Genomic DNA, 26,074 nt, shown 5'->3' on the forward strand with positions numbered 1-26,074 from the left:
GCATTAAAAACAAAGTGAATTTATAACTTTTCTTGTGATTTTAATTGCAGTGGTAATTTTATTAGGTAAAAATGGGCCTTTAAAAACACTCGTGCAAACACTTAAAGGTAGGAGAATCCATGCCATCTCGCAAAGAACTTGCAAACGCAATTCGCGTTCTATCCATGGACGCTGTACAAAAGGCTAAATCAGGCCACCCAGGGGCACCAATGGGCATGGCAGACATCGCAGAGGTACTTTGGCGCGATTATTTAAAGCACAACCCAAACAATCCGGAATGGGTAGATAGAGATAGATTTGTATTATCAAATGGTCACGGCTCAATGTTAATTTATTCGTTATTACATTTGAGTGGCTATGACTTGTCTATTGACGATTTAAAGAACTTTCGTCAAATGCACTCTAAGACACCAGGTCACCCAGAGTATGGGTATGCGCCTGGTATTGAAACGACTACTGGTCCATTAGGCCAAGGCATAACTAATGCAGTAGGTATGGCAATTGCAGAGAAGGCATTAGCGGCGCAATTCAACCGCGACGAATATGACATTGTTAATCACTACACTTATGCGTTTTTAGGTGATGGCTGTCTTATGGAAGGCATCTCTCATGAGGCGTGCTCTTTAGCTGGTACATTAGGGCTGGGCAAGCTAATCGCATTTTGGGATGACAACGGCATTTCAATTGACGGTGAAGTGGAAGGCTGGTTTAGCGATGATACACCGCAGCGCTTTGAAGCATACGGCTGGCACGTAATTCCAGCGGTCGACGGTCATGATAGTGAAGCAATTAAAGCTGCGATTGAAGCGGCACGTGCAGAGACGGGTAAACCAACATTAATTTGTTGTAAAACTGTGATTGGCTATGGTTCACCAAATAAATCTGGTAGCCATGATTGTCACGGCGCACCTTTAGGTGATGAAGAGATCAAAGCAGCTCGTGAATTCCTTGGTTGGGAGCATGGCGCTTTTGAGATCCCTGAAGGCGTTTATGCTAAATGGGATGGTTCGGCACACGGCCAGCAAATCCAAAGCGAATGGTTGGTTAAATTTACTGAATATCAAATGCATTACCCTGAATTGGCAGCCGAGTTTGAGCGCCGTACAAAGGGTGAATTACCAACAAACTGGACTGAGCAAACTGAAGCTTATATTGCTGAATTACAAGCAAACCCAGCAAACCCAGCAACACGTAAAGCGTCACAAAATGCATTAAACGCATTTGGTCCAATTTTACCTGAGTTTATGGGTGGTTCAGCGGACCTTGCAGGTTCAAACTTGACGTTGTGGGAAGGTTCAAAAGGCCTGACAGCAGATGATGCATCAGGTAACTATATCTTCTACGGCGTGCGTGAATTTGGCATGTCAGCGATTATGAATGGTATTGCTTTACACAAAGGCTTTATCCCATACGGCGCGACTTTCCTGATGTTCATGGAGTATGCACGTAACGCAGTACGTATGGCCGCGCTAATGAAGCAGCCTAGTATTTTCGTTTACACCCATGACTCTATTGGTCTGGGTGAAGATGGTCCTACGCACCAACCTGTAGAACAGCTTGCAAATATGCGCATGACACCAAACCTTGTTAGCTGGCGTCCATGTGATCAGGTTGAGTCAGCTGTTTCTTGGCAACAAGCAATTGAGCGTAAAGACGGTCCTACGTCTTTGGTTTTCACTCGTCAAGGTCTAGCACAACAGGCTCGTACAGAAGAGCAAGTAGCGGCGATTAAACGCGGTGGCTACGTGCTTAGCTGTGATTCAAACCCTGATGTGATTTTGATTGCGACAGGCTCAGAAGTGCAGCTTGCGGTGGAAGCGGCAGAACAACTTCGTCAGGACGGTAAGAAAGTCAGAGTGGTGTCTATGCCATCTACTGATGTATTCGATGCACAATCTGCAGAGTACAAAGCATCTGTTCTACCAGCTTCAGTAACACGCCGTGTGGCAATCGAAGCGGGTATTGAAGACTTCTGGTACAAATATGTTGGCTTAAATGGTGCGATTGTAGGTATGAGCACATTTGGTGAGTCAGCACCAGCAGGTGAGCTATTTAAACACTTTGGTTTTACAGTTGATAATGTGGTAGCGAAAGCTAATTCACTATTTTAATTGACTGATAACAGTTATAAAAAATCGCCCATAAGGGCGATTTTTTTTGCCTGAAGATAAAGTGACAACAGGCAATTATCGTTAAACGTAGAGAATTAAACTCTAAATTGAGACACTGACTGTCTTAGCTCCTCAGCGAGCTTAGCAACTTCAGAGCTTGAAGTTGACGTTTGGTTTGCGCCCTCTGCAGTTTGTTCTGCAATTGCGACGATAGACTCTAGTCGTTCGCTGATCTCTTGAGAAACTTGCTGCTGCTCATTGGCAGCTGTGGCTATTTCTTCACTCACGTCATGGGCTCTTGATACTGCATCAGTAATGCAGTTCAATGCTTCATTGGCTATATCACTTTGTGACACACAAGACTCCGCTTGTTGTTGACCTTTGGACATCGCCGTTACCGCTTCTTCTGCACCAGCTTGTAATGATTCGATCATCGATTGGATTTCTTGCGTCGACTCTTGTGTTTTACTTGCAAGAGACCTTACCTCATCAGCAACAACAGCAAAGCCTCGGCCTTGTTCACCTGCGCGAGCTGCTTCTATGGCCGCGTTGAGTGCAAGCAAGTTAGTTTGTTCCGCAATACCGCGAATAACATCTAGGATACCACCAATGGCAGAGCTATCTTGGTGAAGCTTGTTGATCACAGTAGACACTTCTTCTACTTCGTGTGCTAGCTGCTCGATGGTGCGTTTGTTGTCATGAGAAATCCCTTTGACGCGCTCAGCTTCTTGATCGGCATTTTTAATTTCTTCAAGAGCCTGATGGGCACTATTGCTCACACCATGTGCCGTGCTACTCATTTCTGTAGTCGCAGTTGCCGCCTGTTCAACTTGAGACTGTTGGCTTTTAATAGCTTGGCTTGACTCAGCAGTGATAGCTGATGTTTGTTCTGAAGCCGCCGCTAATTGAGTCGAGCGAGAAACAATACCTGTAATAAGTTCTTTCAGGCTAGTTATAAGCGTATTACAACTTTGTGCCAATTCACCAAACTCATCTTTTGCAGACGCATCTAACGAGTGTGTCATGTCGCCTTTTGCAACGATATCTAGTACACGGTTTACTTCGGCCAGAGGCTTGGTGATTCGACTGACAGTAAAATACGCAATACCGATGGCTAATAAGGTCGCTGCAATCATACCAGTCCATGTAGCGATGTTGGCTGATGACACGTCCTCAGTTACTTCATTTTGAATTTCAAAGGCCAATTGCTTGGACTGAGCAACCAGCGCACCGAGTTGATCGAGCGCTTTTTTTGTCGCCTGCTCAGCGTTGTTAAGCTCATTTTGAGTACTAATACGAGCTGTAATTAATTTTTGACGGTTGTTGGCAATACTGTCACTGCCCTGAAGTTGCTCTTTCAACGCGTTGTAGTAGGAATCCAAGTCATTGAGCAAGTCTTCATCTAATTGGGCCACAGTACTGCGCATTAAATCTAGGTTGCGGTCAATGTCTTCAAATACATAGCTTTGTTCTTTTTTAACAATATCTAATGTACTGGATTCATTAATTGTCAGTATATCTGCACTACTCGTAGCCAGAGAGCTAAACGAGTTTTCCAGTTTATTTGCCGCTTGATATGCGCGCGCATTTAATGACTCAAAGCCTTCTAAATCAAGAATATCGACAACGACTGTCGCGGCATCATCTGCGGCAATCTCAGCTTCTTCAAGTTGAGCAATAAGCTGCTTATTGAGGCTAAGTTCTAGAGATTTATCGGCAAACAAGGCGGTAACCGATTTGGAAAATGACCCAAAGCTTGCAGATACATCTTTGCTACTACCATAGAGAGTAGGCTCGTCTCTGACAACTTGATTGAGCGCAGAGTAGCTTTTTTCAAAAGTACTTTGACGAGTATTAAAAGTTGTCTTTAAGTTGTTTAGGTCACTGCTAGATTGTGTGAAGTAACTCGCCTGAGCGATTTTGCTCATCTGCGTAAACTCGATTTGCAAAGCTGCACTTCGGTCTAACGCTGGCAGTGATAAGTTGTTGACCAATTGAGTAGAACTATCAATATTTGCGATCCTAAGCAGTGAGTTCACTCCAATTAACAATAAAAGCAGGGTAATTATTATAAAGCCACCCCAAATACGTTGGCTAACGGTTAAATTCATACAGACATACCATCAAGTTAAAGCAGTACAACCACTTATCGGATTTATTGCGCATTAGTTAAGTATTTTATAGCAGATGTGAATATAAAATTCAGTAAAAACGGATGGTTTTTGACTATTTGCTGTAAATTTGTTCATTTGTGGACAGATTTATCATAGTCATTGGACCACCCCATACACATCCTGTATCCAAAGCGACTACATTTCTCACAGATGTTTTCCCTTCGAGCGCTGCCCAGTGACCAAAGATGAAACGTGTGCTGCTTGTTTTAAATCTTGAGTGATTAAACCAAGGTTGTAAATGTTCAACATCGTTTTGGCTGCCTTTACTATCGAAATCTAGTTGCCAATCTTTAGTTAAAAATCGCATTCTAGAAAACACATTGACTATAGTGTTGAATTTAGTTTGCGGATTGTCGTGAGTAATTTCTATCGCTGGGCTTTTGCCATACATACCCGACAAAAAGCCTGCCGCATGTGGGCCTTGGTAACAAGATTGTGCCCACTTTGACAGCGCTAGTGCTTGTTCTATATCCCAAAATGGATGTATTCCAGCATGAGAAATAAAACTATCAAATTCAGGTAAATAGGTGCAAAGGGGCTGAGACTGTAAAAAACACAGGTAAGCTGGTAATTCGCTACTTGCTAAAAGAGGCTCTAATTTGTCTTTGGGGTTGGGCGATCTATTGTTTAATACTGTCGACAACAGGTGCAAATCGTGGTTACCAAGCGTTACAGTGACAGAGTTTTGCAAAGAGGTGACGTGTTGCATACAAGCAAGGGAGTCCGGTCCACGGGCAACCAGATCACCAACCAAATACAAATGATCTTGACTTGGGTTAAAGTCTACGGCTTCAAGTAGTTGTTTGAAAGGGGTGTAGCACCCCTGTAAATCACCTATAGCGTAACTTGCCATTGTTATCAGTGCAAAATATCAGGTCGGTTGAGTCTAAAGACTTTTATCGGGGCTTTGAACTCTGAACCAAACTCATTACGCATTAAATAGTAGCCTTCCATTGTACCTACAGGAGTATCTAATACAGCACCACTGGTGTATTGATAACTCTCGCCAGGTCGGATCGTTGGCTGTTCGCCCACCACACCTTCGCCTTCGACTTCTGTCTCTTTACCATTGGCGTCGGTGATCAACCAATAGCGACTTTCCAGTTTTGCACTACACAAGCTATGATTCTTTATCGTAATAGTATAAGCAAAAACGTATTTATCTTTTTCTGGTTGAGATTGAGCTTCAACATAAAATGTCTCAACAGACACCTTTATCGGCGATCCTAATTCACTGTTTGTTGTCATAAATCCAGTTGGCAATTTCGATAAATTGAGAAAGAGAGATATTTTCCGCACGAAGAGACGGGTCTATCCCAAGTTGAGTTATTTCTTCTACCGTAAGTAAATTTGATAGGCTGTTACGCAGAGTTTTACGGCGCTGATTGAAAGCCTCTAAACAGACGGTATTAAGTATTTTAGTGCTTTTAGCGCTGCGTTGACTGGCATCCTTCGGGATTAATCTAACAACGGCTGAGTCCACTTTAGGAGCGGGTTTAAAGCAAGTTGGCGGTACTTCAATGACAGGCATCGCGTGGCAGTAGTATTGTGTCATCACACTTAGTCTGCCATATGCTTTAGAGCCAGGTCCTGCGACCATACGGTTAACTACCTCTTTTTGAAGCATAAAGTGCATGTGCTCAACTTGATCTGCAAACTCAAATAAATGAAAGAGTAGTGGAGTAGAGACATTATATGGCAGGTTACCAAATATTTTTAGCTTGGCGGTTTCACTGACGAGGCTAGCAAAGTCAAATTTCATTGCATCGCCCTGATGAACGGTTAACTTGCTGCCCATCGTAGGATGCGCAATTAAGCGCTCGGCAAGGTCTCTGTCCAACTCTACAACTGTGAGTTTGCCACTTAGCTCAACTACGGGTTCTGTAATTGCACCTAAACCTGGTCCAATTTCCACTAAGTTGTCATTTGGAGTTGGGTCAATCGCTGTGACAATTTTATCGATGATACTATCGTCATTTAAAAAGTTTTGACCAAATCTTTTGCGGGCGCGGTGGCCCAAATGTACTTTATCTGTCATGAATTCTGTATTTTCTTGCTTGCAAGCTTGATTGCTTCGTGAATTGCTAATTCAAAGCTACCTACTTCCACATCACCTGATGCAGCGAGATCAAGTGCAGTGCCATGATCTACGGAGGTTCTTATAAACGGCAGTCCCAAAGTAATATTAACTGAGTTACCAAATCCTTTATATTTTAACACAGGTAATCCTTGATCGTGATACATTGCCAGTACCGCATCTGCATTATCTAGGTATTTAGCTTGAAAAAGTGTATCGGCAGGAAGAGGACCAATGAAGTTTTTGCCTTCATTGTTAAGTTTTTCAAGTACTGGAGAAATCGTATCTATCTCTTCATTCCCTAAATGTCCGCCTTCTCCAGCGTGAGGGTTTAGTCCACACACTAAGATCCTGGGGTCTTCAACACCAAATTTCGTTTGCAAGTCATGGTAGAGAATGTTTGCAACTTTAGTCAGGCGTTCTTGTGTTATTGCCTTTGAGACATAGGCCAGTGGTATGTGGGTGGTGGCTAAAGCAACTCTTAACCCTGTGGTGGCGAGCATCATTACCACATCTGGTGTGTTAGATTGATGGGCAAAATATTCGGTATGACCACTAAATGAGATACCTGCTCGATTAATTATTCCTTTGTGTACCGGCCCTGTGACAACGGCGTCAAAGGTGCCATCCATATTCTTCTCAGAAGCTATGCGTAGCGTATCTAGTACATATTGACCATTTTGTTCATCTAGCTGTCCAGGAACAACGTCACATCCTTTGTCTACTTGAAGGTAGTAAAGTTGCTTCGGTCCCGCGGGTTTTACATCTTTCTGTTGATCAAATGGGAGTAACTCAATCTCTAAGCCTAGCTCGCGGGCTCTTTGCTCCAGTATGGTACGGTCTACGACGGCAACAAGCTGGGCAGGCCAGCTCTGTTGCGCTAACTTAATCACTAAATCAGGACCAATACCAGCAGGTTCCCCAGGAGTAATAGCTATTCTCAAGCTCATATACACTCTTCTTATTTGTTCTCTAGTACTTCAACGTGAGCTTGCTCTCGCATTTCTCTCATCCATTTGAAGCTTTCTTCTTTGAATTTTCTTCTAAATAATAGTTGGTGCGCTCTATTCATTTTTGCTTGTTCAGTTTTATCTGCAACGCGCTTATCTAGAAGCTGTACAATATGCCAACCAAAATTACTGCGAAATGGTTCACTGATCTCATCTTGCTCAAGGCTCAATAGAGTGTCTCTAAATGCTGGCACATAGGTAGTTGGATCTGTCCAATCGTATTCACCGCCTTTGAGTGCTGAACCTGGATCTTGAGAATGCTCTTTTGCTAGTTCGGCAAAATCCGCCTTACCAGCTCTTAAATCTTTGACAAAACCAGCCAGCATATCACGGGCTTTTTCTTCGCTAAGAATAATAGATGGTTCTAACAGAATGTGTCTTGAGCGAACTTCGACAGTTTCGACAATCTCTCGGCCTCTAACATCCTGAACCTTAACGATGTGGAAACCAGCGCCTGAGCGTAATGGTCCGACTAATTCGTCTTTCTTTTTGCCTTTGATGGCTTCGGCAAATAGCGTTGGCATCTCATTGATACCCATCCAGCCCAACTGACCACCGTCAAGCGCGTTGGCACCACCTGATGAGGCAATTGCAATACGCTTAAACTCTTTTCCCTCGTTTAAGAATTTGATGACGTTTTCTGCGCGCTCTCTGGCTTCTTCAATTTCTTCAGGGTTTGCTTTGCTTTCTATCTTTATTAGGATATGGCCAATATTGTACTCTTCGCTTTGGCCAGTTTGCTGTGCAAGGATTTTATTTAAGTTTTCAATTTCTTGTGGGCTTATGTAAACCCTTCTATCCACCGCGCTGCGTTTAACCTGCCCGACAGTGATCTCTTTTCGAACTTCTTCTCGGTAAGCTTGGAAGCTGTCACCAGCTGCTTCAATCGAGTTGCGAAGGTCAACAATGGTTCCACCTTGCTCTTTTGCGATATTTGCTAAAGTTTGATCTAAATGGGCATCAGAAATAGTTAGGCCCATTCTATTTGCTAGCTGCAAAATCAAAGTTTCATCGATCAATTTATCGGTTGCTTGAATGCGCAATACTTTATCCGATGGTAGTTCTGTACCTTGTTGATTTGCTTGTTCTTTGACTCGATTTACGATTTGATCTACTTCACTTTGAAGTACAACACCATCATTAACAGTGGCAACTACTTTGTCTATTTGTATGCGTTCAGCTAGTGCCGGCTGACATAGTGCGGCACTTAGTACGGGAATGAGTAACAGCTTTTTGAAATTCATAAGAGTCTTTGTTGTTAATTATTTAAAAAATAAGGTCTTCTATAACCAAATATACCTTGTTTCAGTAATTGGCTTGCATCGTATCTCGACTTGCTCCCCAACCCTTTTAACACAAAATTAAAATTTATGCTCGAGTCGAAAACCGGGTCTTGAAAATTTGTAGACTGATTCAAGTCTGTTTCTATGGTCCGGTTGCCAGTAATTTGAACAGCCCAGCAGCAAGATTCGTATTGCACACCGGCAAATACCTCAATACTGCGCTTACTTGTCAAATCACGGTGATAACTTGCTACCACTTGCCAATTTTCGTCAATTGGTAAGCTGGTGAAGATACCGACTTGATCTATCTCATTACCTGAGACATCGTTAGCATAGTGATGGTTCAACTGTACCAGCTTTTTATTGTTGCCTCGATAGTCAATTGTCATATGCGAACGGATCAGGTCCTTTTCGTCGGCATCATACTGTATACCGCCCGAAAAGTACCACCTAGGATGCCAATGTATTTTGGTCTCCGCTGCAAAAAGTGCATTGTAGTTATTATCACCAAAACGTCCATCAAGCGTATTCTTTGTTGGTTTGACCGAGTCACTTAGATAAATGATTTGGCCCATACTAAAGCTGAATCGCTCAATATTTTTACTATCAAGCAAGCGAGTAGTTGCACCTAGAGTAAATTGATTTGCTTCAGAGATATAGTCGACGCCCGAAAAGCGACGTTCCCTAAACAAACCAAAAAAATCATCTTGCATCTTTACTGTATCGTACTGGCCGATTTTGCTTTGATCCTTTTTAGGTGTGTATAAATATTGGATCTGAGGTTCTAATGTTTGCGTACCATCGGTGAGTAAGAAGTGTGTGCTTCGCTCCAAATTTAATTGTCCATGCAAGCGGACCTTCGGCAATGTACGTGAAGTCGATTCTGCGTACTCGCTTTCACTAAAATGACCATTTTGCTCGTAGTGCGTATGTAAAAGCGCAAACTTTGAGTCGAATGACCAGGCGTAATCACTGAGGTTGTAGGTTACACTTGGCTCAAGGTGAATTCGGGTTGCATCCGTTATTTGAGCATCACTGTTTTTAAAGTGACTCATTTGTCCAGTGAAACGCCAGTCAGCGCCAAGGTATTCTTCTGGTGTACGGTTTTTAATCGTGATCTCTGGAAACGCAGAGTAGGATTCTACATGGTTACCCAAAACTTCAAAATTTTGTACCTGCAAGTCGACTAGCCAATCTTCTCCAAGATAGCTTAGTTGACCTTTTCGAGCTAAATGAGTATCTGTTTGATTCGCGTAGTTTGAGCCTAGGTCCGTTAAGTAATTGTCATCACTAACATTTGTTACATCAACATTTGCACGCCAAAAGTCGTTAAAATAACTTTTTTGCTGCCAATGAACTAAATAACGTTCATCTAAATTTGCTTCTGATTTATCGTTGCTCAATACCTCAGCTGCGATAGTTCCGGTATGTTGTTCTGTTAGATAGCGGAATTCGCCCTGTAATTGCAGTCCTTTGTTTGACATATACCTAGGAGTCAGTAACGCGTCATAATTTTCTGCAAGGTTAAAGTAATAAGGCGTGACGATTTCTAGACCATATCTGTTTGAGCTTGATAGCGTCGGAGTGAGTAGTCCAGATTTTCTTTTATCATCAATTGGAAATGTGAAATAAGGGATATAAACAACAGGTGTATCGAGTATCTTTAAGACAGAGTTGTATGTTTCTCCCCAACCTTTTTCTTTATCTAGGGAAATTGTGCTGGCTTCGAGTTCCCAAAAAGGGTTATCGCTTGGGCAAGTTGTAAAGCTTGAATTGAACAGGTCAACTTGGGTTGATGTTGCACGAAGCTTTTCAGCTTTCCCTTTACCTAGTTGTTGAGTCAATTGATACTGGGCGCCGAGTAAGCTAAATTCACTTTGGCCAAGATCAGCATACATTCCTGAGCTATTGACCATGGTGTAGTCATCTTGAAAGAGCAAGGGGCCCGAAGCATGCAGAAGCCCTTTTTGCTTATCTATTAGTGCGCTCTCGGCTGTGACGGTCATGGTGTCGGTATTAACAGCAACATCCCCCGAAAACTCAGCACTTTCTTTACCCTGCAGTTCGACTTTATTGGCTTGAATATCGATGGTGTCGGGTAGCAAACCTGTCATAGGCTGCCAGTTTTTTGGCTGAAGATAGTCTTTACAGAGCCCGCTAACAGTGTTCGAATTAGCTATAGCCTGTGTACTAATAAGGGGTAGGACTAAAATGCCCCAGTTTTTGTTCATTTATCGACCTTGTCTACCTAGCACCACGATTCAGCCAGACATGATAAATGAAAACAGTGTTAAATACAGTAATTAAGATCAGTAATTGGTGAAAATATGGCGAGCTTAACTCCAACACTTGCATTGCAACGAAAAGAACAAAGAATACGCTTTGTCGAGACTCATATTAAACAACTTAATCAAGCTGATGATGAATTGACCATCTCTGCTATTACAGGAGATGCAAGCTTTAGATTGTATTTTCGCGTTCGCGCGACACAGTCACAGTATGTATTAATGGATGTACCGCCAGATAAAGGCTCCATTGAGGCGTTTATTCACCTCAATCATGTCTTTTCTCAAGGTGGGTTGGCTGTACCAGAGATATTGGCTTTCGATACCGAGCTTGGCTTTGTGCTGTTGGAAGATTTGGGGTCGGTCCATCTTGCAGATATTATTGCTCAGCAGGGGGATTACCGTTATTACAGTGAGTTACTTGCTTGGCTGCCTCAAATTGCAACGCTTGAAGTATCTAAATGGATGAACACTTATGATGCACCGTTTATCGAGCAGGAAATAAACATTTTTAAATCTTGGCTACTGGAGTCCTGGCTGGGTTATCGGTGTTCCCCTGAAGTAACCCGTAATTGGCAGTTACTAGTTTCCCGTCTTAGCGAGTCTATGATAACACAACCTCAAGTTGTAATGCATCGAGACTTCCACAGCCGGAATATTATGTATAGCCAAGCTGGTGGGCGTCTTATTGACTATCAAGACGCAGTAGTAGGCCCTGTTTGTTATGATGCTGTTTCGCTGCTAAAGGATTGTTATCTTAAATTGCCGTCACAACAATTTGAGCAATTGAAAAGGGAAAGTTATCAGCACCTTGCAGATGCTGGGTTACTCCCTGATATGTCTTTTGCACAATATGTTGAATCTTTTAATTTAACAGGGCTTCAAAGGCATTTAAAAGCGGCAGGTATTTTTGCTCGGTTACATTTGCGAGACGGTAAACCTGGGTACTTACCAAGCATATTGCCAACTTTAAATTACATAGTGGAAACTGCGGAGATGTTTACAGAGTTTCAATGGCTTGCAACTTGGTTACAATCCGAGATAATACCTATGATAGAAAAGAAATTAACAGAATCATAATGAAAGCAATGATCTTAGCCGCTGGCCGTGGGCAGCGTATGATGCCCTTGACCGCAGATATGCCAAAACCATTATTAGAAGTTGGCAATAAGCCATTAATAGAATACCACCTCGAAAGATTAAAGTTGGCAGGTATTACGCAAGTGGTGATCAACCTAGCGTGGCAAGGCGAAAAAATAGAGCGCTATTTTGGTGATGGCAAGCATCTGGGTTTGCAGATTGATTACAGTTACGAGCCTGATGGGGGGTTGGAAACAGCGGGTGGTATTGTTAAAGCAATGCCGATGTTATGCGAAGATCACGATACTTTTATTGTGATTAATGGTGATATCTTTACCGATTATGATGTACATGCGTTAAGTCAGCTAAAACTTATGCCCGCAGAAGCACACCTAGTTTTGGTGGAAAACCCATCCCATAATCCCGCTGGAGACTTTCGTTTAAGTCATCAACCAGCCAACGAGCAAACTTATACATTTTCGGGTATCGGGCTGTATCATAGGGCATTTTTTGACAACCTTTCGGTAGAAAAAATACCACTTGGACCAATGTTAAGATCTGGAATAGAGGAAGGGATGGTGTCTTGTGAATTGTACGTCGGGGCATGGCATGATATAGGCACACCAGAGCGACTTGCAGAGATCAACGCAGCCTTGGAGGCGAGTAATGTGGGGTAAAATTCTAGGTACAGGGTTTGGTTTTTTGTTTGGGAAATGGCTTGGAGCCGTCCTAGGGTTCTATTTGGGTCATTTATTTGATAAAAGCTTGAAGCAGGACTTTGACAAGGCTGGTGGCTTTCAAGGTTTTTTTAGTGGCGATGATCTAAATGAGCGTCAAGCACTGTTCTTTTCTAGTTGTTTTGCGGTAATGGGCCATATCGCGAAATCTAACGGCAGAGTTAGCGAGGTGCATATTCGAGCCGCTTCAGCGTTTATGGATGAAATGGCTTTACATGGTGACGACCGCAAAGAAGCACAAAGTGCCTTCAACTCGGGTAAGCACAGTGATTTTTCTATTAAAGAAGCTGTCGGGGATTTTAAAGAGGCATTTGCACGACGCTATGATTTATTGCAGCTGTTTTTAGAGATCCAAATTCAAATGGCGTTTTCAGATGGCCACCTTTCCAGCAAGGAGTTGGAGCTGCTTAAGTTGGTCAGTAAATTTTTAGGTATTGGCAATAAACACTTTAATTTCGTATTAAAACGCTATCAAGCAGAATTCAAGTTCAGGCAGCAGCGGGCTCAATGGCAGTCGCAGCAGCAAAGCCGTCATTCACAAAGCAGTTTCAGGCAAGAACGTGAGCAATCGAATAACTATCGCCAAAACACAGCCGCTAGCACTGATGTATCTAAGGAACATGCATTAGCCGTGTTAGGACTTGAGCAAGGTGCAAGTGATAAAGAGATTAAGCGCGCATATCGCAAATTGATGGCACAGCACCATCCAGATAAGTTGGTATCCCAAGGGTTACCTGAACATATGATGGAAGTTGCAAAAGCCAAATCGCAAAGTATTCAGGCAGCCTACGAAGTGCTTAAAAAATAACTAGTTTAGAGCTGCCTTAAAAAACCAGAAAGTTCTTTTCGCAATCTATAATGTTGGTTTTGTTGGGAGTTTTGGCCGAAAAGCTCCCTTTGACGATAATCGTATTTACTATTTCTTTTTGCCCATCGGCGCCTATCTTTGATCGTATGAAGCACGGCTGGGTTGTCGTAAGAATAGAAAACGTCTAGCAGTGCAGGGCTTACCAGCGATAAACTTGCAGCGAGATGCTTGTTCCTGTTGGGGTTTGCAAGTTGAGCGCTGACAGTGACCAACGCGTCCACCCGTATTTTAGGCAGCGTAGCTAGATACTCGGCAAATAACCCTGCACTGTTTCCAAATGCAACAATGGCAATGTGCTCATGTTCACGTAGTGCCAAAGTTTTGTAAAGTGCATCAAAGCGAGCTACAAGTTCAGTTTTGTAGTCATTTAGGGCTGATTCGCTTATCGCAGAGATAGCCGTTTGTCGCGTTGCGCTTGATTCACTTTTTGCTGTATTTGCAATAGCGTCTTGCATTAAGTCTGCGTTGGCATTGAAACCTGGAGAGGGGATCACATAGGTGTCGTAGCCGTCATCATTGAGTGCCTCGCGCAAATAACTCAAACCGTTTCCTTGTAAAGGCGATTGCTCTATGCCAGGCAGCATGACAATAATGCCTCGCTTGTTGCCACTCATATATTCAGAGAAAAGCACAGGGATCTCTCTGTCGTCGTCTTTGATGGTAATGAATGAGTCACTGGGCAACCAATAACTCAAATCGGATTCTATGACTTCGACTTTGGCTACAGGCGCAATGTGCTCTATTGCTAAACAATGGTTATTGAATGCGGCGATAGTGCATAAAAAAATAATAAAATGTGAAATTATCGTATGTTTCATCGAGTATTCGTCAAATTCGCTGCGGCTACCTTAAGTATCGACTAAAAACCAGCGAGCTTTAGTATTTTAATTCGGGAATTTGATACACTGTGCGGGTATCAAATTATGGAGGTTTAATAGTGTCTAAAGTGGCAGATAGCAAACGTGATTATATTTGGCTGTTTTTCAAAGGTGCGGGTATGGGCGCTGCGGATGTTGTTCCAGGTGTTTCCGGCGGGACAATTGCTTTTATCACCGGTATCTATGCACGTCTTTTAGCTGCAATTAAAAATGTCAATGTGGCCGCTTTACAGATGGTTTTGAAGGGAAAGATAAAAGATGCTTGGGCACATGTTGACGGAAACTTTTTGCTAGCTGTATTTGGTGGATTATTTACCAGCGCTTTATCGCTGGCAAAAATAATTACCTATTTGCTAGACAATCATCAGCAGCTGGTTTGGTCATTCTTTTTTGGGTTGATCATCGCCTCATTTGTGTACATTGCAAAACAGGTGGAACGCTGGCAGCTTAAGCACATTGCGAGTTGTGTGATTGGAGCGCTGATAGCACTGGTGATTACGTCAATGAGCCCAGCAGAAGCGCAAGCGCAACCTTGGTTTTATTTCGTTGCCGGAAGCATTGCCATTTGCGCGATGATTTTGCCCGGTATTTCCGGGAGTTTTATTTTGCTGCTGTTGGGAATGTATGGGCATGTATTAAACGCAGTGAATGATCGTGACTTTGCGTTGGTTGGCTTGTTCTTGATTGGTTGTGTGTGTGGACTAATGATGTTTTCAAGGTTTTTATCATGGCTCTTGGCACGCTTTGAACAAGTTACATTTGCCCTGTTGTCTGGTTTTCTCATCGGCTCATTAAATATGTTGTGGCCATGGAAAAAAGTCGTGACAACCTATGTCAATTCGAGCGGTATTGAAAAACCTCTGATGCAAAAAAATATTTCCCCGATGGAGTTTACGCAAGTCACGGGTCAAGATGCCCAGTTACTGCTTTGCTCAGTACTGGCAGTTGTTGGACTGATGCTAATTTTAGCGTTAGACAAGCTCAGTCATAAGGACTAACCTAATTGCCAAATCGAGCCACTTTCTATGTGGCTCATTTTTTTGTCGTTTGACCTTCTCATTATTCTATATCTTAGTCAGCAAAGTCAGATTAACGAAATAATCATAATTTCCCAGTATTATAAGGTTCATCATGTTATTCATGCTTTCACCTGTTTTTTCGTAAACCAGCTGTAAAAATTAGACTAGAGTACAATGCCATAAGTGTAAAAAGTGTGTTACTTTTTGGCGAAGATGTACTCACTAAACAAGGAAACACCTTGAAATGAAACTTGTAGGGATAAGTTGCCTGCTGTTGTTCTGTTTGCTGGGGATCAATTTTTCAGCGTTTGCTTCTACTACTCAACTCGATTTGACCGCTAATACATTGGGTTTTATATGCATAGCCATTTTTGTGGTTGCCTATACCCTCGTAATGCTCGAAGAAAAATTACATATGCGCAAGTCAAAACCTGTTTTGGTTGCCGCTGGGTTAATCTGGATTTTAATTGGTGCCTATTACATTGAACAAGGTATGCCGGATGCAACAGAGCATGCTTTTCGCCATAACCTACTCGAGTTTGCAGAACTCATGCTGTTTTTATTAGTTGCCATGACGTATATCAATGCACTGGAAGAACGCAGGTTATTCGACTCGCTGCGCGCATGGATGGTAAGAAAAGAGTTCAACTATAAAACCCTGTTTTGGCTAACGGGCTTTTTATCATTTTTTATTTCGCCTATTGCCGATAACTTAACAACAGCATTGTTAATGTGTGCTGTGATCATGAAAGTAGCGGAAGGAGACAAAAAGTTTATCAACCTAAGTTGTATAAATATCGTTGTTGCTGCAAACGCAGGTGGCGCCTTTAGCCCATTTGGTGATATTACCACACTGATGGGGTGGTGAGCTATGCTCGTGGGGGTTCAAGTCCCCCCATTCGCACCAAATAAAACGTCGATTTATCAAGGCGTTATGAGAAATCCCGGTGATTGTTAAAGTCATCGGGATTTTTTTATATGCATCGAAATACATAAAATGGTAGACAAAATTGGTATCGATCACATACTGTAAATAAGTTACGTGTGGTGAAGGAGAGAATACCAATGGCGAAAATCGTTTTAAGTGACAGTGCAATTTCAAAGCTAGAAATTCCAATCAGCAAGCGAGATTTTACAGCAACGTTTATAGGGTTCACTGGATTACAGTTATACCTGCGTTGGGCTAAAAGTAGCGTACAACCACAGTCATTAGATAAATTAGGGCGAAAGGCTAGCACAGTCTTTAATTGGCGCTTTAGATATCAGAAACCAAACACTAAGCAACGGACAAGTGTGTCACTTGGATATTATCCCGAAATAGACATTGAAGCCGTTCAGGTTGAGCATAATCGTTTATCCAATCTTTTACGCGAAGGTCGAGATCCGCAACTAGTACTACTTGAAGAAAAGGTAAGAGCTAAAAACGTTCAGTCGTTAGTTGATGGTTTTACGCGAAGGTCTTCAGTCAATAATGTCTTTATGCGATTTAAAGAAGATTGGCCGCTTACTGGTGGGAGTGATAGAGCTTTTCGTAATTACGAACTTTCCTATGAAAAGTATATTTTACCAGCTTGGAACGCACGCGATATGAAAAGCATTGCGCCGAGAGAGTGGGACGAGTTTGTATTGAACCTTGCAAACATAGAAGGGAAAAAAGGCGCCGCAGAAGCTGTACACAAGACAATGAGACGTTTGTATAGTTATGCTGTAGAAAAAGACATACTAGCATCAAACCCTTTGTTCGGACGTAAGGCGGTTCTACCTAACATTGCAACCTCACCCGATGAGTCGTATTTAGAGAGTGAAGACGTTCACAAGTTACTTAATGAACTAAGCGCGCAAGATTGTCCCTCCTGGTTAGAACTACTCATCAACCTTATGTTACGGGTAGGGGTTCGATCTGAAGAGTGGACCAGAGTTAAGCTAGGATGGTTCAACTTTCAGAAGATGCGTATAGAGCACCCTCCAGAGTCCATGAAGAACGGTAAAAAAGCTTGGACACATTTACCTGAAAACGTCATCAAAATGGTTCTAACGCACTTAGAGGAACTAAAAGCACAGTACGGTGAACTTGATAAAGAAATGTATTTGTTTCACGTACCGGGTGAACCATTCATACAAGTTAAACGTGATTACTTCTCTCGCAATGTAAAGTACCTTCAAGGTTGGCTCATGTTCACGCCTAAAATGTTCAGAAAGACCATATCGACACATTTGCAGGAAAAAGGGGCTCCAACTGAGGTATTACGCGCTATTCGTAACCAGACGTTATCTAAAGGTGTTGGTAAGCACTATGAGTTTGGTGATTTGTTTCAACTTAAAAAGACTTGGGTTGAGCGATGGCAGGATATTTTAGAGGAAGTTAAGGCGGACCCGTCAGCCTTAATTAGTGACAAAGAAAGTCATCTGAATGATGAATTAGCTTCAAAAGTGTCTGATATTTTCGGGTAGTAAATGTAATGCTTGTGTGGTTTGTGCACAGGCTGATTTTTTGTGATACGATAGTTAACAGTTTGGCAATCTATGCCAGGCTATTGATATTTCTTGGAATGGAAATATTGTTCCGTCTTGGCTAATTAGGAGTTTTATATGAATAAAATCTATAAGCACGCATAGGAGAATTTATGCAATTAAACAAAAATGCTCGTCGTGATGACGACAAAGAAAACGAATGTAAAAAACCAAGTATCTACCAAGGCTTTTTACAAACGTTCGTTACTAGTGTTGCAAACAACCTTGGGAAGTTGTTTGTGTCATTGCTAGTAATTATTCCGATCAGTTATGTTGAACCGGCAAAGTTAACGCTGCTGATGGAAAAATTTAGAACTTTCTTTTAAGAAAGCTTTAAATGAAAAGTGGTTCAGAATGGTACTCTGGACTACTTTATTTCACTACTGTATACAACAGTATTCACACTATACACACATAGTGTAAGTTATTACACTACTGACAAAGACAACAAAATTGTTGTTTTAATGAAATCTATTCAACCGACTGATTATTAACATTTTTATTTTTTATAATATCGAGTTATAAGCATATATCAAACCCTTTATAACCCCATTATACCCCCTATATACCACCCCATCAGTCATGACGGGGCGCATTCATCACGTTATCAAGACCTTTCTGCACAGCCTCTTGCACAACAATTGATATCGTTCGTAGTAGCTGAGGTGGTAGCGCTTCTAGGCTAATAGCTGGTTCAACATGGACACCTAGATAAATATCAATATCCCGCTTTCGCCACTTTCTAACCGCACGTTTTGCTGTTGGGATAGGTTTAGGGAAATCAGGTTCGTTTTTCAACTTTAAGTTAATACCGCTAATGCTACAGCCGAGCCTTTCAGCCAGTTCAGACACTGTGTAAAAATCTTGTTCAGCCATGGCTCTAGTCCTCATTCCATTTTTCGACATCACGATAGTACTCCCATTGCTTAAGCTCACTTAAGCTGTCGTGTATTCTGGTATTTATTATGAATGCCGTTTCAGCGCAGAAGCTGTTTGTATTCTCCTCATATTCTTTTATTTCGTGATCACTGATGTCTTTCCAGGGGAGTTCAAGAAACACGACCTCTAGGTCACCGTGAATCCTTATAGCCAATCCTTTTGTACCGTCAATTAGGATAGGGCCAAGATAAGCATTGAAAGCCGTTTTTACCAAGCTACCCAGAGTGGGCATGTAAGTCGGTATCTGGTCCCATATACAGGAGTCTTTTACGGGTAAGTATAAGTCTTTACCTTTATACTTTTTACCTCGTACTCTCTTCCACTCACTATTAGGGGACTCCTGGAACATAAAACCAGATAGAGCTTTTCTAAACTCATTGGTTAAACCTGAATCGTTAACTACTGCACCCGTAGATGAAAATTTTAAGTTGAATGACTGTAGGCTATCACTTAACTCACCCTGTTGTTTTATCAACTTTCTTAACTCTTCTAGAACAGGACCTGATGTAGCTTTAAAATATCTATAGAATGGTTTCTTACTCATTACTAACCACCCCATCAATCGCTAACAGTGAATAACCGTCGAGCTCTAATAGCGCTTCAGTTTGTTTAACCAGTGCGTCAATTTGCGTTTTCGTCAGTGTCACCCCACCGTCTGAGTTTCTTTTTTGATTTACAAACAGGTTGTGAAATGCGGCTAACGTTGAGGCACGCTCATGTTTCTTACTCATTGTTCAGATCCTTCTAAAGCACATCTGATATTGTAAACGGTGTCAAAATCTTCACCGTCATCGTCGTAAATGATATCTAATGCTTTATCTATCCGTTCTCTTAACAGTTGAATTGTTTTAAGGTCGTCAAGTGATTGAGTGAATTTAATTGGATATAGACCGCCATCTTTTGCAAGAGATTTATAATGGCTGGTTTCTCCCGAATCAACGAACTTAGCGTAAGTGTCATTATTAAAAAAATGCGTAGCCCCTTCAGGTGCATTATCAATAATCTTTTTAATTTGTTCTTGTGTGAGCTTATTATTCATTACTAACCACCTATTTTCATGTTCGTACGAAGACAGCCGCGATTTATTCCGAGTTTTCGCGCAGCCTCAGACTGATTACCACGTGTTAAAACGAGTGCTTCATTTATGGTTAAATGCTTTATAGTTCTTGTTAAGTCACCAGACCCGTTATGTTCTCGAACATAAGCCCGTAGTGCTTTTTTTAAGTCCGACTCTGTTCCTATTTTCTCTAATACTTTGTCTAACTTGCTGCTACTTGTTATTTGCATGGCTTTTTATCCTTAATAAGTTTTCGTAATTTTTGAAATATTGTCGTTGTTTCCGGTGTGTCACTAACACATTCGGGTGGGTTAGGGTCGTTTGTATCCCACGACTTACCACACTTGTGGCAAGATGTTGTATCACCGTAGATTCTGGGGTCATGCTGCACAGCGTGTTTCCCCTTCAATTAGTGCATCAACTAGTTTTCTGGCTTCGTTGATGTAGTACTCGTAATCAACATCTGAGCGATGAAAATCGTTGATACCATTGCACTCACGCATTTTGTAACCGACCATCAAGCCGATCCGTCGTTTAGGAGCGCTTCGGTCTGGATTGATGACAGGTGAATACATGCCGCTAGGTGGCTTTTGCCCTGGTTTAACAACCTTGTAATCACCAGTGTTGATGTGCTGGTAATGGTCGCCTGTTTTCCAGTGTCCAATCTGTGTTGCGGTAGGGGGCATTATTTTAGTCAAAGCGCCGCCGGTCTTGCTCACATAGCAACGGCTTGTTGATTGGATGATGCGAGTTCGATCACATACGTGGTCATCACCCCAGTAAACAGGGTCAATGATTTCCAGTTTTGATGACCGAGGGACTTTGGTCGTAATGATGAAATCAAAATCATCAGCGTGATTTGTAATAAATTCACGAATGTTTACGTTATCAATAAGTGCTGCTTGCGCTGCTTTTTGAATAACCAGTGACGAGTGGTCTTTATGCCATGGCACTTCCCGTGTACCGGGGTTTTCTGCTGCACGTTCCCAAGCATAAGCGCCAATACGCTTAACTTTTCCTTTCAGTGTTTCGGCCATGTATGAGTTCACATCACGAATATACATAGCTTTATAATCAACATGCTCAAGCTCTAATCTTGTTACGTTCTCCCAGTGTTTACACATGTTTTCATAGTTGGTGCGGTATTCTTTAGGACAAAGGAACGTCATACCGTCAGTGTTGATCTGCACCATGGACAGGCCCGGTATTTTCATCAACCATTCGGCTAACATACACAGCAACAACTGCCCATTGATAGTTATGCTCATTGTGTACTGAGGGTCATAGAAAACACTGTGTTCGTTGTTACTGTTACCGTACACGCCATTCAAGGCCAGCTTTAACATCGCGTTTTCAACAGTGCCCTTTTTGAATGTTTTTCGCTGGTTGTATACGCCTAGATAAACATCACAGAACGTTTCAGATAAGTGAGCAGGGAATAGATTGTTTGCTATTGCGAGATTCGGGTAATAGCTCGCAACATCGACATCAATTAAGTCATGTGTATCAGTGCTTCTAACTATTGTCTTGTGCAATGAACCATGTATCCCACCTGCACCAAAATCAAAATCAAATCCGTCTATGATTGCCGTTAGGTTTGAGAAAAAGCCTTTAATTTGTTTTGGGTTTATTACTGCTTGTTCGAAATACTGCTTGATGCGATTAAACTCAGGCTGTTCAAATTGAACATAGGGGAAAATTACATCCCTAAGCCTGATTTCATTACGCGGTGTTTGCAACTTTACACCTTGAAACTTTGTCGGCACGCCTTGCGACTCTAACTCTCTTATAAATACTTCTGAGCCGATTTTAGTATCAGAGAAATTTAACCAATCTTTATTGGGGTACTTATCAGCTAAATCTTGCCTAAATGCGATAGCGTCTAATGATTCAAAGTAAAACTGTTCGGTTTCATCAACATCGTGATCATTGTATGAAAGCAGTACATCACCCTGTTCTCGTGTGATCGGTTTTGTTGGGTCAAACGGTAAGTCTCGAACGTCTTTCGCCCTCATGTTTATCTCAAGGACTTTGAGGCTTGTATATTTTGCAGCATTATCGAAATGATGGATTTTCAACAGGTCTATTTGTTTAACAAACCTGTCTTTCATCCAGATTGTATGGCCGAACCCACTACGGTCACTAATGATTGCTTGTGATTTAGCGTATAGATCAGCGTTAGTGATCACACCACCTGTCTGCATAATCAAGTGCAGCAAAACATAGTCATAAGGTGTGTTGTTAAACCCGACCATATATGCGCCAGCATTAGACAGTGACTGAAGGAATAACGCTAATCGTTGACCGTCATCACACCATTCACTAATTACAAAACGATAACGCGTCCCAGTTGCTGAATGTTTAATACTGCAACTGAAGAAATTTGGATAACACTCGTTATCGTATATGTAATCGAGCGGTCTAGGGTGCGGTACCGGTGCGAATAACTTACGCATGTCGTCCGACCTCTCGATTTTTAATTTCTACGTGTAGTGCTGTGGATAGTAAGCTGATGTGATCATCATCAAGTTTTGGTAGCAAATCCTGCATCAACCATTGTGTGTAGTTACCTAAATGGTTGAGATTTTTAAGGTCTGTGTGTCTTGTAGACTTGACCCAATTGTCGATCACACTATTACGATATAACCCGTCTAACCCGTCTAACCCGTCTAACCCGTCTTCGTGAAATTTATGAGTTTCATCAAGCATGATTTTAGGTTGTTTATTTGCCCATTGTTTGAGCGTCATTCGTTGTGGAACTGAGCCCATGAAAACAACACTAGTAATGTCAAAGCCGGGGATTTTCGCCAATATGTCAGCCGTCATCGTTACGAGAACAGTAAATTCATCTGACTCATTTACCGATATAGTTTTGTATTGGCTGGTTAACCCTGGGATGCATAGACTTATCAAGTCTGTTTCATGAACCGCGCGATGTTTGAAATCATAACCAGCGAGGCAGCAACCGACCCTTGCTTGCTCTTGCTCTAATAAGTACGTGATCCCCAATTTGTGTAGGTTCTTTATTTGTATGGGGAGCGTTATGACATTTACGTGTTCACTTTTTAAATTGAGTGTCATGTCAATGACCGCGCTTTCACCACCGTTGAACCAATCTGATTCAACGAACACAGTGTGTCCTTTGATTAAAGTGTCGATGTTTAGCTTACATTTCCGCATGATTCTTAATCCTTTCAGTTAGCTGTATACTTTCGCGCTCACTCAGTGTTTGCGCGGTGAATATGTTTACGCCGAACACACGTTTAAACTCTGATTGTGTGAGAGTGACGTCCCATTGTTTTTTGTTCGCTGTAGTGACACACCACTCTTGAATCTCGCGCCTTAATTGCGCTTGGGCGTGTTGTCGTTTTGCGTGGTTGTTGATTGATGAATGGCGCACTATTGATGGTGCGTTTTGCATACGTTGTGCAAATACGTGCATAGGTGTATCGACCTTTGCGCGTTCTGCTAATACTTGATCGATAAAGCCGGTATCGAGCTCGATTAAAGTACCTGCTTTTGCTTGGAAATCTTTTTCCCTATTTAGGCGTTCTTCGTTAGTTTCAACGTGCTGACACTCTGGACATACGACGGTAGATTTGTTGGCTGGTATGAAATAAGCTGAGCACTCAACACATACAACACCTTCAGGGCGTGAACCGTCATCACTGGATGCACGACGGCTTTTGCGTTCTAGCGTCCACACTGGATCTTCATGAGGATGACCCAATTTGTATTCAGCCATCATGTCAGGCACGTTATTAACGTGATCGATCAGGATGCCGTGTGGCTTACCGTCAATCACACGTAATGCTCGGCCGAATTGCTGCTTGAATAGACTGTATGATTTGGTTTTACGTAACATGATGCACGCGACAACTGCGGGTACATCGAAACCTTCACCGAACAAGTCACAGTTGACCAGGTTTGTTATACGTCCAGCTTTAAAGTCTTTGATACATCTTGCGCGCTCTGCTGCGGGAGTTTTACTCGATAGCGCTACGCTGTTTACACCATGTCGATTGAACTCGTCAGCTACATGTTGACTGTGTTCGATGTTTACGCAAAACGTTATAGCTTGTTGTCCTGGGCAGATACGTAAATAGTGCTCAACTGCATCCCCTGTAATGTCTGAGTTATCTGATTCTTTCGCTAATTGTTTCTGGTTGTAGTCCCCGGAGCTGGTGACTTTGACGTTAGAAACATCGAGGCGAGTAGGGGGGACGTAGATTTTATAAGTACTCAGATAGCCGCGTTTTATCAGCTCCCCCATATTTGAACCGACTATTAGTTCATCAAACACACCGTCAAAGTCACGACCTAGACCTTTACCGTCAGAACGAATAGGTGTAGCAGTTACACCGACTCCTTTTGCGTTAATAAATTGGGATACACAACGGCCCCATTTGTTTTCAGCCAGTACGTGATGAGTTTCATCCATGAACCAGTTAGTAACGCTTTTGGCAAGGTGCTCAGTTTGACCCTTCTTCATTCGAGCGATAAACGTATCAACACTGGCGACGATAATGTTTGCAGTCTCTGAAAAGTAACTATCACCGTGGTTTTGCTGATTTTCAGTTGTTATGTCACTGACCGTTTTTTTAGCTGCATAAATCGAGTGATGTAGTTGCATCACGCAAAGCGCATCGCTTATCTGACCAAGCAATACATCACGGTGTGCAAACACGATTGAAACTCCGCAATTTTGACGAGCAATACGAGTTAATTCAGCTATCACGAAAGTTTTACCAGCCCCCGTGGGTAGTACGACACAGACGTTTTTCAATCCGTTTATGTGCGCATTGATTGCTTGGTTAACTGTTGATGTCTGATGTTCTCGTAATTGAATCATTGTCCTTTTGCTCGTTTTTGTGTTGCAATATGCATAACTTAAATGATGCAAAAAAATATTTCAAATTATTTTTTTCTGTGTTAGCTTAATTTTCGTCAACAGACATTTGATTAACTCAAAAGGAAATATAATGGGTATTTTAGAAAACATTGAAAGTAAGTTAGACCGCGTAATCGAGTTGCTTGAAGGTGACGATCTCGTCACTGAGACCACACTACCCAATATCATGAAAGATGCCGCCACTGCTGATCCAGTTGGTTTTTCTCAAGCAGTTGAACAAGCAAAAACTTCACCTAGCGTTGAGGTAGATAAAAACGGCATTCCTTGGGATGAGCGTATTCATGCTAGTACCAAAACTCAAACAGACAAAGGTGTTTGGAAGAAGAAAAGAGGTGTGAATGATAAGTTGTTCAATGAAGTTGTTGCAGAACTTAAACAGAACAAAAATTCTGATAAACAGGTTCAGTCTGCATCTGAAAATGTAGCAAAATTCCCCCCTGTTGGTGACGCTCCTACAGCCCCAGATGTACCGAATGTACCTAGTGTACCGCCAGTCCCAGGTGCACCAGTCGCAAATGATAATTTTAAAAAACTAGCTATCAAGGCTGTAAATGAGATTGCGGAAAAGCACGGCGTTGAATATTCAATGCTGGATGAAGTTTTCGCGCAGTTTAACACTAAAGATTTCACTTTAATGAAGCCTGAACATTACGAAAGGTTCCATGCGATTGTTGATGAATATGCGTGTGACCTGAACGACACCAGCGATCTAGTTAAATCAATTGTTGAAATTGCGGGTCAGGAAACATTTGATAAATACATCGCTGAAAACTTCAACGTACGTGAATACAGCCAAGTCCCTCGTACTCAATTACGAGTATTGATTGATGCTCTTACACCTTGGAACCAGCAACTAGTTGACTGGAAAGCAGCACAAGCAGCTAGCTAACGGGGGTCATCATGGAAAATCAACATAAGAAAATTAAAGGGTATCGAGAGTTAACTCAAAGTGAAATTAACGCGATGAATGAGATCAAGGAACTGGCTGAAAAAGTTGGTGAACTGGTTGATGAGTTACAGGGCGTTGATGGGGTCGATCAAAGGTGGGTGGCTACAGGAAAAACTGATTTACAAAAAGGTTTTATGTGCCTTACACGCAGTGTAGCCCAACCAGATAGCTTTTAATTACGGGG

At 42.0% G+C, this 26,074-nt stretch carries 25 protein-coding genes and 1 pseudogene; 10 read left to right on the forward strand and 16 right to left on the reverse strand.

Annotated features, from left to right (window positions below):
• Positions 1-119 precede the first annotated feature (119 nt).
• A complete protein-coding gene (gene tkt / locus J8M00_RS20780; protein WP_211012388.1) occupies positions 120-2,111 on the forward strand; it encodes a transketolase in 1,992 nt (663 codons plus the stop codon).
• A 95-nt stretch (positions 2,112-2,206) separates the two neighbouring features.
• On the opposite strand, the gene J8M00_RS20785 is transcribed toward tkt, so the two are convergent.
• From J8M00_RS20785 to lptD, 7 genes are all read right to left on the reverse strand, one after another.
• Positions 2,207-4,222: a methyl-accepting chemotaxis protein gene (locus tag J8M00_RS20785; RefSeq protein WP_211012389.1), complete on the reverse strand. Its 2,016-nt coding sequence runs from the start codon at positions 4,220-4,222 to the stop codon at positions 2,207-2,209.
• A 115-nt stretch (positions 4,223-4,337) separates the two neighbouring features.
• Positions 4,338-5,138, reverse strand: a complete 801-nt coding sequence (locus tag J8M00_RS20790) for a symmetrical bis(5'-nucleosyl)-tetraphosphatase (RefSeq protein ID WP_211012390.1) — start codon at positions 5,136-5,138, stop codon at positions 4,338-4,340.
• Between the two features lie 5 nt (positions 5,139-5,143).
• Positions 5,144-5,533 (reverse strand): Co2+/Mg2+ efflux protein ApaG, encoded by a 390-nt coding sequence (gene apaG, locus J8M00_RS20795; protein ID WP_211012391.1) that lies wholly within the window; start codon positions 5,531-5,533, stop codon positions 5,144-5,146.
• The gene (gene rsmA / locus J8M00_RS20800) at positions 5,517-6,323 is read right to left on the reverse strand and encodes a 16S rRNA (adenine(1518)-N(6)/adenine(1519)-N(6))-dimethyltransferase RsmA (protein ID WP_211012392.1); all 807 of its coding nucleotides are present in this window, start codon (positions 6,321-6,323) and stop codon (positions 5,517-5,519) included. Before rsmA ends, apaG begins: the two co-directional genes overlap by 17 nt.
• Positions 6,320-7,312, reverse strand: a complete 993-nt coding sequence (pdxA, locus tag J8M00_RS20805) for a 4-hydroxythreonine-4-phosphate dehydrogenase PdxA (protein WP_211012393.1) — start codon at positions 7,310-7,312, stop codon at positions 6,320-6,322. The genes rsmA and pdxA overlap by 4 nt, the downstream gene beginning before the upstream one ends.
• Positions 7,313-7,323: 11 nt before the next feature.
• Positions 7,324-8,616 carry a peptidylprolyl isomerase SurA gene (gene surA, locus J8M00_RS20810; protein ID WP_211012394.1) on the reverse strand — a complete coding sequence of 431 codons (1,293 nt, stop codon included), beginning with the start codon at positions 8,614-8,616 and terminating at the stop codon, positions 7,324-7,326.
• 14 nt (positions 8,617-8,630) lie between these two features.
• Positions 8,631-10,886 carry an LPS assembly protein LptD gene (gene lptD, locus J8M00_RS20815; RefSeq protein WP_211012395.1) on the reverse strand — a complete coding sequence of 752 codons (2,256 nt, stop codon included), beginning with the start codon at positions 10,884-10,886 and terminating at the stop codon, positions 8,631-8,633.
• Positions 10,887-10,982: 96 nt separating this feature from the next.
• Between lptD and J8M00_RS20820 the strand changes: the two genes are divergently transcribed.
• The 3 genes from J8M00_RS20820 to djlA are packed head-to-tail and all read left to right on the forward strand — an operon-like array spanning position 10,983 to position 13,565.
• Positions 10,983-12,020 carry an aminoglycoside phosphotransferase family protein gene (locus tag J8M00_RS20820; protein ID WP_211012396.1) on the forward strand — a complete coding sequence of 346 codons (1,038 nt, stop codon included), beginning with the start codon at positions 10,983-10,985 and terminating at the stop codon, positions 12,018-12,020.
• Entirely contained in the window at positions 12,020-12,697 is a 678-nt protein-coding gene (murU, locus tag J8M00_RS20825) for an N-acetylmuramate alpha-1-phosphate uridylyltransferase MurU (RefSeq protein WP_211012397.1), read from the forward strand. The genes J8M00_RS20820 and murU overlap by 1 nt, the downstream gene beginning before the upstream one ends.
• Complete coding sequence (djlA, locus tag J8M00_RS20830; protein WP_211012398.1) at positions 12,687-13,565, forward strand: co-chaperone DjlA; 879 nt, start codon at positions 12,687-12,689, stop codon at positions 13,563-13,565. Before murU ends, djlA begins: the two co-directional genes overlap by 11 nt.
• A 5-nt stretch (positions 13,566-13,570) precedes the next feature.
• Here the strand turns inward: djlA and J8M00_RS20835 are convergent, their stop codons facing one another.
• A complete protein-coding gene (locus J8M00_RS20835; protein WP_211012399.1) occupies positions 13,571-14,443 on the reverse strand; it encodes a DUF3530 family protein in 873 nt (290 codons plus the stop codon).
• 119 nt (positions 14,444-14,562) lie between these two features.
• Between J8M00_RS20835 and J8M00_RS20840 the strand changes: the two genes are divergently transcribed.
• The 4 genes and pseudogenes from J8M00_RS20840 (at position 14,563) to J8M00_RS20855 (ending at position 18,359) form a co-directional block, all read left to right on the forward strand.
• Positions 14,563-15,501 (forward strand): DUF368 domain-containing protein, encoded by a 939-nt coding sequence (locus J8M00_RS20840; protein WP_284137684.1) that lies wholly within the window; start codon positions 14,563-14,565, stop codon positions 15,499-15,501.
• 265 nt (positions 15,502-15,766) lie between these two features.
• Positions 15,767-16,387, forward strand: a pseudogene (gene nhaD, locus J8M00_RS20845) (sodium:proton antiporter NhaD); the annotation flags it as partial.
• 200 nt (positions 16,388-16,587) lie between these two features.
• Positions 16,588-17,973 (forward strand): tyrosine-type recombinase/integrase, encoded by a 1,386-nt coding sequence (locus J8M00_RS20850; protein WP_211012400.1) that lies wholly within the window; start codon positions 16,588-16,590, stop codon positions 17,971-17,973.
• Positions 17,974-18,146: 173 nt separating this feature from the next.
• Positions 18,147-18,359 carry a hypothetical protein gene (locus J8M00_RS20855; protein WP_211012401.1) on the forward strand — a complete coding sequence of 71 codons (213 nt, stop codon included), beginning with the start codon at positions 18,147-18,149 and terminating at the stop codon, positions 18,357-18,359.
• Positions 18,360-18,609: 250 nt separating this feature from the next.
• On the opposite strand, the gene J8M00_RS20860 is transcribed toward J8M00_RS20855, so the two are convergent.
• The 8 genes from J8M00_RS20860 to J8M00_RS20895 all read right to left on the reverse strand — a co-directional run bounded on the left by J8M00_RS20860 (position 18,610) and on the right by J8M00_RS20895 (position 24,881).
• On the reverse strand, positions 18,610-18,909 hold the full coding sequence (locus J8M00_RS20860) for a helix-turn-helix transcriptional regulator (RefSeq protein WP_211012402.1): 300 nt from the start codon (positions 18,907-18,909) through the stop codon (positions 18,610-18,612).
• Between the two features lie 4 nt (positions 18,910-18,913).
• Positions 18,914-19,516: a hypothetical protein gene (locus J8M00_RS20865; protein WP_211012403.1), complete on the reverse strand. Its 603-nt coding sequence runs from the start codon at positions 19,514-19,516 to the stop codon at positions 18,914-18,916.
• Complete coding sequence (locus J8M00_RS20870) at positions 19,509-19,703, reverse strand: hypothetical protein (protein ID WP_211012404.1); 195 nt, start codon at positions 19,701-19,703, stop codon at positions 19,509-19,511. Before J8M00_RS20870 ends, J8M00_RS20865 begins: the two co-directional genes overlap by 8 nt.
• Complete coding sequence (locus tag J8M00_RS20875) at positions 19,700-20,011, reverse strand: hypothetical protein (protein WP_211012405.1); 312 nt, start codon at positions 20,009-20,011, stop codon at positions 19,700-19,702. The genes J8M00_RS20870 and J8M00_RS20875 overlap by 4 nt, the downstream gene beginning before the upstream one ends.
• 2 nt (positions 20,012-20,013) lie before the next feature.
• The gene (locus J8M00_RS20880) at positions 20,014-20,259 is read right to left on the reverse strand and encodes a helix-turn-helix domain-containing protein (RefSeq protein WP_211012406.1); all 246 of its coding nucleotides are present in this window, start codon (positions 20,257-20,259) and stop codon (positions 20,014-20,016) included.
• Between the two features lie 150 nt (positions 20,260-20,409).
• Positions 20,410-22,485, reverse strand: coding sequence for a hypothetical protein (locus tag J8M00_RS20885; RefSeq protein ID WP_211012407.1), 2,076 nt, complete (start codon positions 22,483-22,485; stop codon positions 20,410-20,412).
• Positions 22,478-23,209, reverse strand: coding sequence for a hypothetical protein (locus J8M00_RS20890; protein ID WP_211012408.1), 732 nt, complete (start codon positions 23,207-23,209; stop codon positions 22,478-22,480). Before J8M00_RS20890 ends, J8M00_RS20885 begins: the two co-directional genes overlap by 8 nt.
• Positions 23,196-24,881 (reverse strand): DEAD/DEAH box helicase, encoded by a 1,686-nt coding sequence (locus J8M00_RS20895; protein ID WP_211012409.1) that lies wholly within the window; start codon positions 24,879-24,881, stop codon positions 23,196-23,198. Before J8M00_RS20895 ends, J8M00_RS20890 begins: the two co-directional genes overlap by 14 nt.
• A gap of 130 nt (positions 24,882-25,011) precedes the next feature.
• Between J8M00_RS20895 and J8M00_RS20900 the strand changes: the two genes are divergently transcribed.
• Both J8M00_RS20900 and J8M00_RS20905 read left to right on the forward strand, forming a co-directional pair.
• Complete coding sequence (locus J8M00_RS20900; protein ID WP_211012410.1) at positions 25,012-25,830, forward strand: hypothetical protein; 819 nt, start codon at positions 25,012-25,014, stop codon at positions 25,828-25,830.
• 11 nt (positions 25,831-25,841) lie between these two features.
• Positions 25,842-26,066 carry a DUF7681 family protein gene (locus J8M00_RS20905; RefSeq protein WP_211012411.1) on the forward strand — a complete coding sequence of 75 codons (225 nt, stop codon included), beginning with the start codon at positions 25,842-25,844 and terminating at the stop codon, positions 26,064-26,066.
• Positions 26,067-26,074: the final 8 nt, after the last annotated feature.

The organism is Pseudoalteromonas luteoviolacea (genome assembly GCF_018100925.1).
Classification (GTDB): Bacteria; Pseudomonadota; Gammaproteobacteria; order Enterobacterales; family Alteromonadaceae; genus Pseudoalteromonas; species Pseudoalteromonas obscura.

Excerpts from the sequence above, each read along its gene's own strand:
- J8M00_RS20790 (WP_211012390.1), bottom strand. The coding sequence starts at position 5,138 with ATGGCAAGTTACGCTATAGGTGATTTACAGGGGTGCTACACCCCTTTC.
- tkt (WP_211012388.1), top strand. The coding sequence starts at position 120 with ATGCCATCTCGCAAAGAACTTGCAAACGCAATTCGCGTTCTATCCATG.
- apaG (WP_211012391.1), bottom strand. The coding sequence starts at position 5,533 with ATGACAACAAACAGTGAATTAGGATCGCCGATAAAGGTGTCTGTTGAG.
- J8M00_RS20835 (WP_211012399.1), bottom strand. The coding sequence starts at position 14,443 with ATGAAACATACGATAATTTCACATTTTATTATTTTTTTATGCACTATC.
- J8M00_RS20885 (WP_211012407.1), bottom strand. The coding sequence starts at position 22,485 with ATGCGTAAGTTATTCGCACCGGTACCGCACCCTAGACCGCTCGATTAC.
- J8M00_RS20850 (WP_211012400.1), top strand. The coding sequence starts at position 16,588 with ATGGCGAAAATCGTTTTAAGTGACAGTGCAATTTCAAAGCTAGAAATT.
- J8M00_RS20785 (WP_211012389.1), bottom strand. The coding sequence starts at position 4,222 with ATGAATTTAACCGTTAGCCAACGTATTTGGGGTGGCTTTATAATAATT.
- lptD (WP_211012395.1), bottom strand. The coding sequence starts at position 10,886 with ATGAACAAAAACTGGGGCATTTTAGTCCTACCCCTTATTAGTACACAG.
- J8M00_RS20875 (WP_211012405.1), bottom strand. The coding sequence starts at position 20,011 with ATGAATAATAAGCTCACACAAGAACAAATTAAAAAGATTATTGATAAT.
- surA (WP_211012394.1), bottom strand. The coding sequence starts at position 8,616 with ATGAATTTCAAAAAGCTGTTACTCATTCCCGTACTAAGTGCCGCACTA.
- J8M00_RS20865 (WP_211012403.1), bottom strand. The coding sequence starts at position 19,516 with ATGAGTAAGAAACCATTCTATAGATATTTTAAAGCTACATCAGGTCCT.
- pdxA (WP_211012393.1), bottom strand. The coding sequence starts at position 7,312 with ATGAGCTTGAGAATAGCTATTACTCCTGGGGAACCTGCTGGTATTGGT.
- J8M00_RS20895 (WP_211012409.1), bottom strand. The coding sequence starts at position 24,881 with ATGATTCAATTACGAGAACATCAGACATCAACAGTTAACCAAGCAATC.
- J8M00_RS20860 (WP_211012402.1), bottom strand. The coding sequence starts at position 18,909 with ATGGCTGAACAAGATTTTTACACAGTGTCTGAACTGGCTGAAAGGCTC.
- J8M00_RS20855 (WP_211012401.1), top strand. The coding sequence starts at position 18,147 with ATGCAATTAAACAAAAATGCTCGTCGTGATGACGACAAAGAAAACGAA.
- rsmA (WP_211012392.1), bottom strand. The coding sequence starts at position 6,323 with ATGACAGATAAAGTACATTTGGGCCACCGCGCCCGCAAAAGATTTGGT.
- J8M00_RS20900 (WP_211012410.1), top strand. The coding sequence starts at position 25,012 with ATGGGTATTTTAGAAAACATTGAAAGTAAGTTAGACCGCGTAATCGAG.
- J8M00_RS20870 (WP_211012404.1), bottom strand. The coding sequence starts at position 19,703 with ATGAGTAAGAAACATGAGCGTGCCTCAACGTTAGCCGCATTTCACAAC.
- J8M00_RS20820 (WP_211012396.1), top strand. The coding sequence starts at position 10,983 with ATGGCGAGCTTAACTCCAACACTTGCATTGCAACGAAAAGAACAAAGA.
- murU (WP_211012397.1), top strand. The coding sequence starts at position 12,020 with ATGAAAGCAATGATCTTAGCCGCTGGCCGTGGGCAGCGTATGATGCCC.
- djlA (WP_211012398.1), top strand. The coding sequence starts at position 12,687 with ATGTGGGGTAAAATTCTAGGTACAGGGTTTGGTTTTTTGTTTGGGAAA.
- J8M00_RS20905 (WP_211012411.1), top strand. The coding sequence starts at position 25,842 with ATGGAAAATCAACATAAGAAAATTAAAGGGTATCGAGAGTTAACTCAA.
- J8M00_RS20880 (WP_211012406.1), bottom strand. The coding sequence starts at position 20,259 with ATGCAAATAACAAGTAGCAGCAAGTTAGACAAAGTATTAGAGAAAATA.
- J8M00_RS20890 (WP_211012408.1), bottom strand. The coding sequence starts at position 23,209 with ATGCGGAAATGTAAGCTAAACATCGACACTTTAATCAAAGGACACACT.